This is a genomic window from Pseudoalteromonas sp. SG43-8, from assembly GCF_014164245.1.
GTDB classification, from domain to species: Bacteria; Pseudomonadota; Gammaproteobacteria; order Enterobacterales; family Alteromonadaceae; genus Pseudoalteromonas; species Pseudoalteromonas distincta.
The window spans coordinates 733,663-748,133 of record NZ_JACJEX010000001.1; the positions used below are offsets into that span (position 1 = coordinate 733,663).

Sequence of the window (14,471 nt, forward strand, 5' to 3'; positions counted from 1 at the left end):
GCAAAGAAGTCCAAAAAGGTAATTGTAAATGATAGACATTATCATATAGCTAATGGTTAACGAGATCAATAACTACAAACTCGCTTAATAGATAAAAACACTAAATGTAGCGGTAGGTTACAGCAAATAGCGCTATAACCAGTATTAGGATTAGTTATTGAGACCGACTATTAAGCGTAATGCTTGCCTTTAATGGCATTATAAATGGCATCACACAGTGTTTTTATACTGGTGTCGTCACTTATATACGGTGGCATAAGGTAAATTAGTTTACCGAATGGGCGTATCCATACGCCTTGCTCTACAAAATAAGCTTGAATTTTAGCAACATCAACATTGCCAGCAGCCTCGTTTAGTTCAACAACACCTATTGCACCTAAAATACGCACATTGGCAACCGCATCTAGTTCACTGCATTTATTAAGTTGTTGTAGTTGGGTGTTTATTTGCTTTATTCGTTGTTGCCAGTTTTGCTCTAGTAATAAATCAATACTTGCGCAGGCCGCAGCACAGGCAAGCGGGTTGCCCATAAAAGTTGGGCCGTGCATTAAAACACCGGCTTCACCTTCGCTTATGCCAATGGCTATTTTATCGCTAGTGATAGTGGCCGATAGCGTCATTGAGCCGCCAGTTAATGCTTTACCAATACACATTATATCGGGCTCTATATTGGCGTGCTCTACAGCAAATAATTTACCTGTACGGCCAAAGCCTGTGGCAATTTCGTCGCAAATTAGCAGTACATTATATTGGGTGCACAATTTACGTACGCAGGCTAAATAATCAGGGTGATAAAAGTTCATACCCCCCGCGTTTTGTACAATAGGCTCAATGATAAAGGCGGCTACTTGGTTGTGGTTTGCTTTAAAGTATTCTTCAAGCTCTTGGGCTTCAGTTTGGTTAAACTCGCCCCCAAATTGACTAACCGGTGCAGGTACAAAAACGTGTTCAGGTAAAAAGCCTGAATATAAACTATGCATTGAGTTAACGGGGTCGCATACGCTCATGGCTGCAAAGGTGTCGCCATGGTAGCCCTTGTAAGGCGTCATTAATTTTTGTTTTGTTGTAATGCCTTGGCTTAACCAATATTGCAGCGCCATTTTAATTGCTACTTCAACACTTACTGAGCCGCTGTCGGCTAAAAACACTTTAGTTAAACTAGGCGGCGTTATATTTACTATTTTTTTGCAAAGCTCTACCGCGCTGTTATGCGTAATACCGCCAAACATAATGTGGCTCATATTATTAATTTGCTCAATCATGGCGTTATTTATAACAGGGTGATTATAGCCATGTATTGCGCTCCACCACGAGGCCATGCCATCGATTAATTGTTCACCAGTTTCGAGGTGAATAATATTGTGATTAGCATGTGTAACAGGGTATACCGGAATTGGCTTAGTCATAGACGTATATGGGTGCCAAATGTGCTCACGATCAAAATCAAGGTCAATCGCATTCTTTTTAATCATATGTAAACTTTAACTTGCTGGGCTTCGTTGACAATGGTACTTCAACTCGTAGACTAAGCCAATATCACCGTTATGAAAAAATAAGAGAGTATTATGGAACTTGCACCTGTTCGTCACGATTGGACCCACGCTGAAGTTAAAGCATTATTTGAAATGCCATTTAACGATTTACTGTTTAAAGCCGCATCGGTTCACCGTGCTAACTTCAACCCAAATGAAGTGCAAATTTCTACGTTGTTATCAATTAAAACAGGCGCTTGCCCAGAAGATTGCAAGTACTGCCCGCAGTCGGGCCATTACCGAACAGATTTAGAACGCGAACGCTTAATAGAAGTAGAAAAAGTAGTCGAGCAAGCACGCCTTGCAAAACAAAAAGGCGCTACCCGTTTTTGTATGGGCGCTGCATGGTCAGATCCAAAAGACAGAGATATGCCATACATTACGCAAATGCTTAAAGAAGTAAAAGAGCTAGGGTTAGAAACCTGTATGACGCTGGGTAAACTCACAAACGAAAAAGCCCATGAGCTTAGAGACGCAGGGCTTGATTACTACAACCATAATCTCGACACATCACCTGAGTATTACGAGCAAATTATATCAACCCGTACTTTTCAAGATAGATTAAATACCATTGACCACGTACGCGATGCTGGTATGAAAGTATGCTCGGGCGGAATAGTAGGTATGGGCGAGCAAGCAAGCGACCGCTTTGGACTACTTATGCAACTAGCTAATTTGCCACAACAGCCAGAAAGCGTGCCTATTAATATGCTCGTTAAAGTTAAAGGCACACCGCTTGAAAACGTAGACGATTTAGATCACTTTGAATTTATACGTACCATAGCAACAGCACGTATTATGATGCCACACAGTTATGTACGTTTATCGGCAGGGCGCAACGCCATGAACGAGCAAATGCAATCGATGTGCTTTTTTGCAGGCGCTAACTCAATATTTTATGGTGATAAACTACTTACCACCGAAAACCCAGACGCTGATGCCGATATGAACCTAATTAAAAAACTAGGCATGAACCCAGAAAAACGTCACGACTATTCAGACGAAGCAGTAGAAGCCTCGCTTTCATCGCAAGTAGCCGACAAAGCAACCTCTGAATTGTTTTACGAAGCGTAGGCTTATATCAATGCCTTTTGATTTTATAAATACGCATCTGCAGGCTCGCCAGCAAGATGCACTGCTTCGTAAACGCCACGTAGTACAACATGCAACAGCGCGCACCATAACGGTTAATAATAAAACCTATCTTAATTTTGCCAGTAACGATTACTTAGGTTTTGGTGATGTGGCTGTTAACCTTAATGACTCCCACGCATTAGGGAGTCACAGCTCAGCATTGGTTACGGGTTATCAGGCTCAGCAAAAAGCGCTTGAACAATACTTATGTGAGCAATTTGGTTATGGCGCAGCAATGCTATTTAACTCAGGGTTTAGCGCTAATAACAGCGTAATTAAAGCATTGTTTCAAGATAAAGCGGCTGCACAAAACAGCGCTATTTTTCAAGATAAGTTAAATCATGCAAGTTTGATTGACGGGGCTATGCATTCTAACGCGGCTTTAGTGCGTTTTAATCACAACGACATGAACCATTTACGCTCACGGCTCGAAAAATCAAAAGCGCAAAACAAGCTAATTATAAGCGAAGGTGTGTTTTCGATGGATGGCGATACCGCGCCTCTTAAAGAATTACTCGCACTTGCAAAACAGCACAACGCATGGCTAATGATTGACGACGCACACGGCTTTGGTGCATTAGGTAAAACAGGTTTAGGCAGTTGCGAAGCGTTTATTACTCAAACGCTGCCAGATATATTAGTTATTACCTTTGGTAAAGCAGTGGCTAGTAGTGGCGCCTGTGTATTAGGCAGTAAACAGTTTATTGATTACATGCTGCAATTTAATCGCGATTACACGTATTCAACTGCTATGTCGCCGCTTATGGCAAGCCACACACTTGCGCGTATTAAAAGCATAAAAACAGCTGATGATAAACGCGATAAGCTAAATGCCAATATTGCATTATTTAAGCAACTCACTAAAAGCCATAATATTGCTGTAATGGAGTCAAACACAGCCATACAGCCCATTGTATTAGGCTGCGCTGAGCAAACGCTACAAGCGGCAGGTAAACTAAAACAACAGGGTATTTGGCTCACTGCAATTAGACCGCCCACAGTTGCACATAACACCTCACGTTTACGCATTACTTTAACCGCCGCACATACCGAGCAAGACATAACGCATTTAGTTAAACATTTAGTAGGTGCAATAGCATGACTGCTCAGCCAGTATTAAAAACAGACCTAGTGCAAACTCGCTTAGTAAAACAGTGCCTAGTAAGTAGCGAATTGGATATAGAGTTAAACAAGGATTTAAGCAAGGAGCTTAAAAAGTCCACCCAAAGTAAGTTTTCAAAGGCGGCAGCGCGTTATAACACCCATGCAAATGTACAAAAACACGCAGCGAGCGATCTATTTGCGCTCATAAAACCAGGTATTAATAAAAATAAGCTTTGTGTTGATTTAGGTGCAGGTCCGCTTGTTAATACGCATACCTTACAAAGTATGTTTGCAAGCGTTATTGCCATGGATTTGAGCTTAAACATGCTACAAAGTAGTGATTTAACTACATCAAAAATATGCGCCGATATGGATAACTTGCCGCTGCAAGCAAACAGTGTTGATGTAATTTACAGTAACTTTGCCGTGCAGTGGTCTGCAAATTTTTCGGCTTTAATGCAATCGCTTTACAACATATTAAAACCAGGCGGGCAGGCGTACATAAGCACTGTGGTAGAGGGCTCACTAAACGAAATAAAAACAGCTTTTGCAGCGCTTGATTCTAACAGCCATGTAAATACCTTTAATAGTGAACAGTATATAAACCAATCAGTCCAAAATGCGGGCTTTATTATTAATAGTGCTAAAAAACGTATTTACACCGATGAATACACAACACCTTTAAAAGCTATTGCCTCAATTAAGGCTATTGGTGCAACAACGCAAAATCATACCAATACGCGCCAAGGCTTACTTACCAAATCGGCGCTACAAAAAGTATGCAGTGCGTATCCGCTTATAAATAATAAAGCATGTGTGTCTTATCATGTGGTGCTGTTATCATTAAAAAAAAGCCATTTGAAAAAAGCGATTAATTGCTTAAGTTAAAACTTAAACCAAAGTTAGATTCAGATCATAAGGCAAAGCATGAAAGAATTTTTTATAACAGGCACCGACACTGATGCCGGAAAAACCCACGTTACCAGTTTGCTACTAAAGTTACTTGCCCAACATAAAAAACAAGCCATTGGCTTTAAACCCCTTGCTGCTGGCTGCGAAATGGCATTCGATCAACTAGTAAACGCCGATGCCCTAATACTAATGGAAAGCGCAACAGTGAGCGCTAAATACGACGTAGTAAATCCGTTTGCGTTTTCACCGCCTATTGCGCCGCACATAGCAGCGGAGAAAGTTGGGGTGAGTATTACTATTGATAAACTAAGTGATGCTTATAAAAACGTAAAACAACAGGGCGCTGACATTATACTTACCGAAGGTGCTGGTGGTTGGGCATTACCTATTAATAAAAACGATTATTTATACGACTGGGTTAAAGCAGAAAAAATGCCGGTAATACTGGTTGTTGGTATGAAACTAGGTTGCTTAAATCATGCATTACTAACCGCTGCGCATATGCAAAGTATGGGTATAAACTGCGTTGGCTGGATTGCAAACCAAGTAGATAAAAACATGGACGAGTACCAAGCAAACCTTGATTCACTTAAAGCACGTTTACCGTTTCCAATACTTGCTATAAGCCCATATAGCGAGCAAACTCCTAAGTTACAAATATACAAAAGCTTGCTTAGTGCGTTATCTTTAAACACTTAAGTGGTTTTAAAAAAGTTACTTTTTTAGGTAAATCTTGAAATAGTCAACCTTAGTACACATATAAACGTTTATAAATACATAGCTTGCTTAAAGACAATGTTACTAAGGACATAACGACTATATGACGCACCCATTTATTGAAAACTACGCCCCAGATGCGCACGTAAGCGCTGAGCCAAAAGCACTAAACTATGGCTTACCTAAAAAACGCGTAGGCATAATAGGTGGGGGCACAGCTGGCGCGACAATAGCCATTAGACTTGCTGCGTTAGGGTTAGAAACTTATGTACTTGAAAAGAAAAAGTCGTTAATTGATGGCCCTCCAATGTGCCATTTGCACGCGGGTGGCAACTTATATCGTGAAATACCCGACGAAGACTGCATAGATTTACTCAAGCAATGTATAGATATTGCGCGCCTTTATCCTCACACCATAGATGTTCGCCCTACAGTATTTGCCGTACCCAAGCGCGATGACGACTTACCGGAAGATTTATTTCCGCGCTTAAATAAATTAGTAAAAGCCTACAGCGAGCTTGTACAGCAAGACAGCGCTAATAAAGTGTTAGGCGAGCCTGAGCATTATTATCAGTTATATAGTTATGAGCAAATGCTAAAACTTGCTAAACAAAAACAAGTAGCCAAGCCCACGTCGTTAGATGAGTGGATGATACCCGTGGCTAAGCATTTAGATTTAAATAAGCTAAAGTTTCCGCTTATTGTTGCACAAGAATATGGCTGGAATATATTTCGTTTATCGGCCAGTGCACAACTCGCCCTTGCACAGTACAAACACGCTCATGTTTTAACAAGCACCAGTGTTAAAAACGTATCGCCAGTTATAAATACCAATAATGATAAGCAAACACTTAAATGGCACATTGAATACAGATCAGAGCCAAGCCTTGATGAACAACCTGATACTCAAACCGATACACAAGCCGATTTACAGACCATTGAGGTAGATTACCTAATTAATGCGTGTGGTTTTCAAACCGGTATTATTGACGACCTGGTTGGTGTAGATGTAAAACGCATGGTTGAATTTAAAGCCTCTTACATTACTCATTGGCAAGGTGCTGGTGGGCAAATACCCGAAATAATTATTTATGGTAACCGTGGTACGCCAGAAGGTATGGCGCAGCTAACCCCTTACCCTAACGGATACTTTCAAATACATGGCATGACAAACAACATTACATTGTTTAATGATGGCTTAGCTGATGCCACGCCAATGAGCGCACAACCAAAACTTCCCAATAAATACCTGCATTATATTAAAGATGGCTGGGATGAAGCTGCATTGCAAACACGTACCCAAACAGCAATTGATTATGTAGCCGAGTTTGTCCCTGCGTTTAAAACTGCTAATAAACAAAATAATGCCTTATATGGCGGGCAACAAATCCCAGGTGATGACGACACCTTGCGCGTAGCCGATGTAAGTTTATATTCGCATATTAGTTACGCACGGGCCGAAAATGTAAAAGCATCGTCAACGTTAATAGCGGCAGATCAAATAGTGGGTGAGTTTATAAAATTAGGAATAATAAGTAGCGATCCTGCTGTAAATCATCACCGCAGTACCCACCAATGGTCGTACCTTAAACATAATAGCAGCGAAAAAATTGACGAAGTTGCACGCATATTGGCACACGAGCGTGGTTTTCCGATTGATATGGCAGAGCTAAATCATAGCTTGTAATAAGCTGATTTATAAAGAAACTTCATATTTAAATTTGCTGTAAAACTCTTCCTAAAAAAATTATCAATAAACACATAAATAACACTTGTGTTATGACATAGTTTGTCACAGAATAGCGCTAACGTTATGACATAGTGTGTCATAACGCAGTGATTGCTTTAACCTAATTTAATTTTATGTTCGGTGATCAAACCTATTTTTGTGAGGGCAATATGAAACGTATATTTTTGTTTTTATTAACTAACCTAGCGGTTATGTTGGTATTAGGTGTAGTGCTTTCAATAATAATGAGTGCGCTGGGCTTAAGCCATCGTAGTCTTGGCGGAATTTTACTTATAGCCACAGTATTTGGTTTTGGTGGATCGTTTATTTCGTTATTTATGTCGAAATGGATCGCTAAAAAATCAACGGGCGCGCACGTAATTACGCAGCCTCGAAACGAAACCGAACATTGGCTTGTACAAACGGTATCTGCGCAAGCACAAAAAGCAGGTATTAAAATGCCAGAAGTGGCTATTTACGACAGCCCAGAAATGAACGCATTTGCAACGGGCCCAAGTAAAAACAACTCGTTAGTGGCAGTAAGCACAGGCTTAATGCACAACATGACCAAAGATCAAGCCGAAGCCGTACTTGCCCACGAAGTATCGCACGTGGCTAACGGCGACATGGTAACGCTTACGCTAATACAAGGCGTGGTAAACACCTTTGTAATATTTGCCGCAAAAGTATTGGCAGGCATTGTAGATAACTTTATTAATAGCGATGAAGAAGAGGGCGGCAGTAGCTGGACATACTTCTTATTCGATATGTTATTCCAAGTATTATTTGGCGTGCTAGCAAGCATAGTGGTTGCAAGTTACAGCCGTAAACGTGAATTTGCAGCCGACAGCGGCGCAGCAAAACTAGTTGGTGCTGATAAAATGCGTTCAGCCCTTGAGCGATTAAAGCAAAACCATCCTTCGCAATTAGAAGGCTCAATGATGGCCTTTGGTATTGCAAGTGGCAAAGGTGTTGCTGAGCTGTTTTCATCGCACCCGCCGCTTGATGCGCGAATCGACGCACTACGCAAGTAACGATTTAAGTAACTATGTAAGTTAGTAAATATTCTAAGCCAGCTTAACCGCTGGCTTTTTTATGTTTACGTTAAAATGCTAAAATACAACGCACTGTATTTATATACAGTGTATTGTATTGCTTTATAAAATCGTTACTTTTTTAAGCTATATGTGTTTACGGGGTTGTTTAGCATGAGTAAACTAAAATACCTTAAGGTCAGCAATGCTGCTGGTTTTAATACTTAACAAGGACGGTTATTGTAATGGAAAAGGTGCAACACACTAAAGAATGCATTATGTGCTTTAGCGCTATAGATTCACGGGCTAAAAAATGTCCGCAATGCACCTCACTTCAAGCTAAATATTCTAACTTAGAAAACAATCCCATTATTATTGGTGCATTAGCACTTAGTATTGTTGGTATTTTTGGGTTTATTTTTATCAAAATATTTATGTAGCAGGGCTTGAAGATCAAGCACAAAAAAACTTAATCGCTAATGTTAGCCAAATTCATACTAAAAATGAAAGCGATGCTTTATATGTTGCATGCATAGGGCAGGTAAAAAACGAATCAAACTTCACCTTTAAAAATATAAAGTTTAAGGTCGATTTTTTAACAGATCAAAACGCACTAGTCGATACGCTATCAATAACCGACGAAGACTTAATAATACTTCCTAATGACTCCACAAACTTTAGAGTAAGAGGTATTGCGCAAAAAAAAGCGGCCAGTTATAACAATTGCCAAGTAACAATAACCGATGCCTGGGCTTATAAATAAGCTATAAATCACTTACAAATTAATTATTAGCATTAGCTAAACCACTCGCTTTTTCGTATGTAATATTAGTTATTAACTTAAAGCCACTAATTCCAAAATTTATATAAGCCATTTTCCTAGAGCGATTAAGAATATGGATGATTTATTACTTTAGCAATCGTTTATACACTCCTTGCAACTTGCAAGTGAGGGATCGAAAATGAGCTTGATTGATGAAAGTACAAAGGATTTTGGAAGCATGAGCGTGTTGCTTCACAGCGTAGGAACTGATTGCTACCGCATTGAGTGGAATAGCAGAATGACAGGAGCCTCAATAAGCTTAATTCGTGTTAAAAAAAACGAATACATAGTTGTGCGAAAATGGGCAACCGCCCGAAATATAGATGACGTATCAGCAGAGTTTGATCGGGCTAACCAAGCACTAATTCATTTTTTAAATAATGTAGATGTGATTAAAAGTAAAAACGAAAGTATTGTTGCAGCTAAAGAGCATTGCATAAACTTATTTACCTCAGCTGAGGGCTTAAAACCAATTAGCAATCCGAGCTTACCTACGCCACGCTTACAAGAAGCCATAGGCAAAGAAGTCATTGTAAAATCAAGTTTAGGCAACTACCTAATATCAAAAGGAATGCTATTACAGCTATTAGGTAATCAAGCCGAGATCCAAGTTAATCCCGACCACCTTGACGAAGGCCAATTAAGGCAAAAATTTTATACCAAACAAGTTCATGTTTGCTAGTTAATTGCGCTATCAAAACTCAAAGGCAGCTTTACTTTAATGGTAAAGCCATTTTGTTTAAACACCTTAAAAGTTCCGCCTAATGCCGTAGTGCGCTCATCTATAAATGCTAAACCGTAGTGACCTGAGTTATCTGTTGGGGTTACTAAAGTCCCGTTATCGCTAATTGTTAACTCAATAAATTCGTCGCTGTTTATTATATTTATAACCAGTTTGCTAGCATTGCTGTGCTTCATACAATTGGTTACTGCTTCTTGGCAAATTCGGTAAATAGCTATTTCGTGATCTTTTGAAAGGCTATTATCTAACTTAAATTGTGGCTGATACTTAATATTTGCCTTGTACAGTAAGTTTTTTAGTCGCCCTTGTGTTATTGCCTTTTCTAAACCGAGTTCATCTAACTCACGCGGGCGAAGATAATGCATTAATTGATAAACAGAGTCATACATCGAATTAGCATTGTTTTTTAATGTAGTCACAAACGATTGGGTATCATCGTTACTAAGGTGCGACAAAATAGCTAAATCTGTTTTTAATGCTGTTAGGTTTTGCCCTAATTCGTCATGCAACTCTTGCGAAAGATGCTTTCGCTCGTTTTCTTGCACCGACACCATTTTGGCAGCAAGCGCCGTGTTTTGAGTTAGCTGCTCTTTAAGCTCTTTATTGGTTTGCTTTAACTCGTTGTTTTTACGTTTAAGCTCAGTAATTGCAGCGCCTAAAACCATACTGGTAATTGCGTTTGCTAAAATAAATAACTGGCTAATGTAGGTATTGCTAGGCTCGTGCGTAATGCTTGCTTCAACAATTATTAACGCGTTAATTAGCGCTGCACTGCTTACAGCCCCTAACGAGCCATACTTATACGAAAACCAAATTATAGGTAATAACGATGCAAGCCGTAATAGCGGGTAGGTATCTGGGCGAACCGCATAGACAAAAAATACAATTAATATAAAACACACTAAAGTGGCTACTAGGCCAAATAATTTAGTGAGCCTGACTGTGTTAAAACTGTATTTAGAATCGTAAATTAACATAATAAAAGGGGCAATTAACAACGAGCCAGTAATATCGCCTAAGCACATGTTTAACTGATACTGCAGTAGCTCTTTTGCAACCAATACATTTGTAAATTCAAATGCACTGGCAAACAAAAACCACTTTATAGATGTACTTGCAACACAAAGCAGTATTAACGAAAGTATACCTAGGCTGTCGTTAATGCTTGGCGGCCAACGGCTATTTTTAAACACATAAACAAGCGCTATAAAGCAAAGTTCCTGCCAAAAGCCATGAAATAAATCAAACTCCCAAACCCCACTGTATGTTAAACCAAGCTGCGCAGCTAAAGCGCGTGACACAACCCATAAGGTGAGCCAATAGCGTGTTGGAGTGAGTAAGTAAAACGCAATTTTTACGCCTGCGGGAATAAATATCGCGCTGCTCTCGGGTACGGTTTCAAGGTTTTGGCTAACCCAAAAAGCGGCGAGTGAAGCAATAAAGTAAATTAGCCCCACCAATAACTGTTTAACTACCTCTTTGTATGTGGTAGTAAAACTAACATTAGATAAAGAAGAAGCGTTAGGTAAGTTCATCTAACTGTATTACTCCCGCATCAATTGCAATTTTTAGCAGTTCAAACGAGGTAGTAACATTAAGTTTGCTGTATATGTTTGCTTTGTGTACATGTGCTGTTTTAGGCATTATTTCGAGTATTTGCGCCACTTGTTTAGCGTTTAATCCCTTAGAAAATAACGGAAGGGCTTCAAGCTCTCTGTTAGTAAGCACCGTTAATGCTAAATTTTCGCTACTCATCGAAAAATTTACATCTTCACTAATGTACCTTTTACCTAAAGCGACCGCTTTAACTGCATCTATTAGTTCATCAGAGGCAGAACGCTTAGACACATAACCCAAAGCGCCTAATCGCAAAGCATTGCTTACATAAGGTTCGTGGTCGTGCATGGAGGCAACAATACTTTTAATATGCGGGAAAAACTCTTCAAGGTACGATAAAAAAGAAAGGCCGGTTTCAGTGCCATTAAGCGATATATCAACAATAAATATATCAGGTTGTTCAAGCTCTACAGCCAGCTTGGCTTCTGTTACGCTGCAGGCTTCAATAATTACTTTCCAATCTGGTTGTAACTCTAAAAGCTTTTTAAAGCTGTCTCTTACTAATTGATGATCTTCTATGATGCCAATGAGCATTTAAATCTCCTTTTATGCTTAAAATACAGCGGGGCGGGTAACTAATTACCTAAAACGTTTTAAATGGGTTACCTCACTTAAAAGCAAGGTAACAAAACCAGTGGTTCTAAATTGGTAATTAGTTGCTGGTGGAGATTACAACTAAGATCTTTTTACAGCAGCTTATTATTACTGAGAAAGAATAATATCAGTAATACCTTCGGCAGATAGTATTTCAATCCAGTAGCCGTCAGGGTCTTTAATAAATGCTAAGCCTTTCATTGAGCCATCATCTGGTTTTTTAACAAACTCAACATCGTATTTTGCAAAGCGCTCACAGGCTTCGTAAACATCCGGTACGCTAATACCAATATGCCCAAATCCTTTAGGTTCTTGGTTACCACTGTGGTAGCCCTCAAAGCTGTCGTCGCTTTCAGTGCCCCAGTTATGGGTAAGCTCAATTAGCGCAGGGCGACGAAACACCCATTCTGCTTTAGTTTTATCATCACCTTGTGGCAATTCTTGCTCGTAGCCTAAAAAGTAAAGCGTAAACTCCATACCAGGAAAATCATACTTACCTAACAGCTTCATACCTAATACATTTTGGTAAAATTCAAGCGACGGCTTTGGATCTTTAATACGTAACATAGTTTGTTGCATAACAAAGCCCTGAGTGGCCTGTTCAACTTGTTCTGGAGATTCGTTATAGTTAGACATGGTGATCCTTACTGAAAATTATAAAAAGGGTGTAAGTATTACGTGTTCCATCATAATCAACCGCCACTTAAATTAAAACCATTCTAGGTAATTCAACGCGTTATAATTGCCTTTAAATTACTAGCACAGTATTTGCAAAGCGTATAATTAAAACTAATGGGCTGTTAAACATCTCTTGTGCATATTATTAACACAAACTAGGACGTTTTTTGAAAACACTTTTACCTTTACTAAGTCTAATATTACAGGCTTTTTTATTACTCGCACTCACGAGTTTTTTTAGTGGGTTTTATAATGCGTATACAGTATTTGCTGGTGGCGATCCTAAGTTAATCGCGGGGCATATTTCATCAGCCATTGTATTATCACTTATACAAATTATTCCTGCTTTAATTGGGCTTTTTATAAATACGTACGTGCAAAATAGTAGGTTAAATAAAAGCATAAACAGCTCAGCCATGTTTATAAATATTTCAAAATTTTATGCCTACCTGTGGATTTTATTTATTCCACTTGGTACGTTTTTAGGTATTAAGCAATTAATTAGATTAAAAAGTGTAAGTAAATAACGAGCACTTACAAAAAAGGAGCCACTATGTTTTACGATGATATTCAGGGGTTATTACGTGTACTTACAATAGGCGTACTGGGTTATATTGCACTGGTGTTCTGGCTGCGTGTATCGGGTAAACGTACGCTTTCAAAGTGGAACGTGTTCGACTTTATAGTCACCATTGCGCTGGGCTCTATATTGGCGTCTGTTATTATTTCAAAAAGTGTTCCGTTAGCTGAGGGCATACTTGCATTTGTAGTATTAATAGGGCTGCAATATGTGATTACGTGGTTTAGTGTGCGCTCGTCAAAATTTGCTGCGCTTATAAAAGCAGAGCCCACGCTTTTACTGAGTGATGGTGAATACTGCACTGCTGCACTTAAATCGCAGCGGGTAACAAAATCAGAAATTCGCGCCGCTATTCGTGGTGCAGGCATACTAGCGATAGAAGATGTAGCCGCAGTAGTGTTAGAAACCGATGGCAGTTTTAGCGTACTTAAGCAAAATAACAGCGGGTTAAAAACCGCGTTAAGTGATGTAAGCGGGCATTAAATTAATACGCTAATAGGTATATTACCTGCCTTATTTTGTATTAAAGTTTATTTTTATTTAGCGTGCTGCTCTAATAAACTAAAGGTAGGTAAGCGCCATTTAAAGCGTATTAATGCCATACGTATTAAGTAGCCTGCAACAAGGCTTACAATAATGCTTATGTTGTCATCAATATTATAATGGTGTAGCGCTAAGTATAAACAGGCAACAAGTAATGATACACTCGCGTATAGCTCGTTATGTAATACAAGCGGCGCTTGGCGACATATTAAATCACGCAGTAACCCACCAAAAACACCCGTAACAACGGCAGCCACTACACAAATACCATAATGCAGGCCCATATTTAGCCCCACTTGGCAGCCAATAATACTAAAAGCTGCAAGCCCCAGCGCGTCTAAGCGCATAAATATGCCTTTAAATTTAACTACCCATTTAGCCAGCCACGTAGTGACAATACCGGCAATACAGGTAATTAATAAATACTCTGGGTGTTGTACCCACGTAAGCGGGTAATTGCCTAGTAATATATCTCGTACGCTACCACCGCCAATTGCGGTGGCGCTGGCTACCAGCACTACGCCAAACCAATCCATTTTCATTCGTCCTGCGCTAAGTGCGCCAGTCATGGCTTCTGCTGTAATACCAATAATATAAACAATCGTTAATAGCATGAGATAATCACTTAAAATACGTGCGTAAAAATAAGGTGTGGATTGTATAGATAAATTAAGTAAATAACGAATGAAAAATCGTACTAAAAACGGTTAATTCAGATAGAAATATCTAATG

At 39.4% G+C, this 14,471-nt stretch carries 15 protein-coding genes; 10 read left to right on the forward strand and 5 right to left on the reverse strand.

Annotated elements, in window-relative coordinates; genetic code table 11:
- Positions 1 to 170 precede the first annotated feature (170 nt).
- A complete protein-coding gene (gene bioA / locus H5122_RS03285) occupies positions 171 to 1,472 on the reverse strand; it encodes an adenosylmethionine--8-amino-7-oxononanoate transaminase (RefSeq protein ID WP_182674309.1) in 1,302 nt (433 codons plus the stop codon).
- Between the two features lie 93 nt (positions 1,473 to 1,565).
- Between bioA and bioB the strand changes: the two genes are divergently transcribed.
- The 8 genes from bioB (at position 1,566) to H5122_RS03325 (ending at position 9,667) form a co-directional block, all read left to right on the forward strand.
- Positions 1,566 to 2,606, forward strand: a complete 1,041-nt coding sequence (bioB, locus tag H5122_RS03290; RefSeq protein WP_182681271.1) for a biotin synthase BioB — start codon at positions 1,566 to 1,568, stop codon at positions 2,604 to 2,606.
- Positions 2,607 to 2,616: 10 nt separating this feature from the next.
- On the forward strand, positions 2,617 to 3,768 hold the full coding sequence (locus H5122_RS03295; RefSeq protein WP_182674307.1) for an 8-amino-7-oxononanoate synthase: 1,152 nt from the start codon (positions 2,617 to 2,619) through the stop codon (positions 3,766 to 3,768).
- Positions 3,765 to 4,658, forward strand: coding sequence for a methyltransferase domain-containing protein (locus H5122_RS03300; RefSeq protein ID WP_182674306.1), 894 nt, complete (start codon positions 3,765 to 3,767; stop codon positions 4,656 to 4,658). Before H5122_RS03295 ends, H5122_RS03300 begins: the two co-directional genes overlap by 4 nt.
- Positions 4,659 to 4,697: 39 nt before the next feature.
- Positions 4,698 to 5,381, forward strand: a complete 684-nt coding sequence (bioD, locus tag H5122_RS03305; RefSeq protein ID WP_182674305.1) for a dethiobiotin synthase — start codon at positions 4,698 to 4,700, stop codon at positions 5,379 to 5,381.
- Between the two features lie 121 nt (positions 5,382 to 5,502).
- Positions 5,503 to 7,086: an FAD-dependent oxidoreductase gene (locus tag H5122_RS03310; RefSeq protein ID WP_182681272.1), complete on the forward strand. Its 1,584-nt coding sequence runs from the start codon at positions 5,503 to 5,505 to the stop codon at positions 7,084 to 7,086.
- A 212-nt stretch (positions 7,087 to 7,298) separates the two neighbouring features.
- Positions 7,299 to 8,162, forward strand: coding sequence for a protease HtpX (htpX, locus tag H5122_RS03315; protein ID WP_002961248.1), 864 nt, complete (start codon positions 7,299 to 7,301; stop codon positions 8,160 to 8,162).
- A gap of 245 nt (positions 8,163 to 8,407) precedes the next feature.
- Complete coding sequence (locus H5122_RS20150) at positions 8,408 to 8,602, forward strand: hypothetical protein (protein WP_259395731.1); 195 nt, start codon at positions 8,408 to 8,410, stop codon at positions 8,600 to 8,602.
- A 522-nt stretch (positions 8,603 to 9,124) separates the two neighbouring features.
- Positions 9,125 to 9,667 carry a hypothetical protein gene (locus H5122_RS03325; protein ID WP_182681273.1) on the forward strand — a complete coding sequence of 181 codons (543 nt, stop codon included), beginning with the start codon at positions 9,125 to 9,127 and terminating at the stop codon, positions 9,665 to 9,667.
- On the opposite strand, the gene H5122_RS03330 is transcribed toward H5122_RS03325, so the two are convergent.
- The 3 genes from H5122_RS03330 to gloA form a co-directional block, all read right to left on the reverse strand.
- Positions 9,664 to 11,262 (reverse strand): MASE1 domain-containing protein, encoded by a 1,599-nt coding sequence (locus H5122_RS03330; RefSeq protein WP_182671626.1) that lies wholly within the window; start codon positions 11,260 to 11,262, stop codon positions 9,664 to 9,666. The genes H5122_RS03325 and H5122_RS03330 overlap by 4 nt on opposite strands.
- A complete protein-coding gene (locus tag H5122_RS03335) occupies positions 11,249 to 11,878 on the reverse strand; it encodes a response regulator transcription factor (protein ID WP_024589303.1) in 630 nt (209 codons plus the stop codon). The genes H5122_RS03330 and H5122_RS03335 overlap by 14 nt, the downstream gene beginning before the upstream one ends.
- 168 nt (positions 11,879 to 12,046) lie before the next feature.
- Positions 12,047 to 12,574: a lactoylglutathione lyase gene (gene gloA, locus H5122_RS03340; protein ID WP_182681274.1), complete on the reverse strand. Its 528-nt coding sequence runs from the start codon at positions 12,572 to 12,574 to the stop codon at positions 12,047 to 12,049.
- Positions 12,575 to 12,783: 209 nt separating this feature from the next.
- On the opposite strand from gloA, the gene H5122_RS03345 reads away from it, so the two are divergent.
- Positions 12,784 to 13,143 (forward strand): hypothetical protein, encoded by a 360-nt coding sequence (locus tag H5122_RS03345; protein ID WP_182681275.1) that lies wholly within the window; start codon positions 12,784 to 12,786, stop codon positions 13,141 to 13,143.
- 26 nt (positions 13,144 to 13,169) lie between these two features.
- Positions 13,170 to 13,679 (forward strand): DUF421 domain-containing protein, encoded by a 510-nt coding sequence (locus H5122_RS03350; RefSeq protein WP_182681276.1) that lies wholly within the window; start codon positions 13,170 to 13,172, stop codon positions 13,677 to 13,679.
- A gap of 53 nt (positions 13,680 to 13,732) precedes the next feature.
- Here the strand turns inward: H5122_RS03350 and H5122_RS03355 are convergent, their stop codons facing one another.
- A complete protein-coding gene (locus tag H5122_RS03355; protein WP_182681277.1) occupies positions 13,733 to 14,353 on the reverse strand; it encodes a trimeric intracellular cation channel family protein in 621 nt (206 codons plus the stop codon).
- Between the last annotated feature and the right edge of the window lie 118 nt (positions 14,354 to 14,471).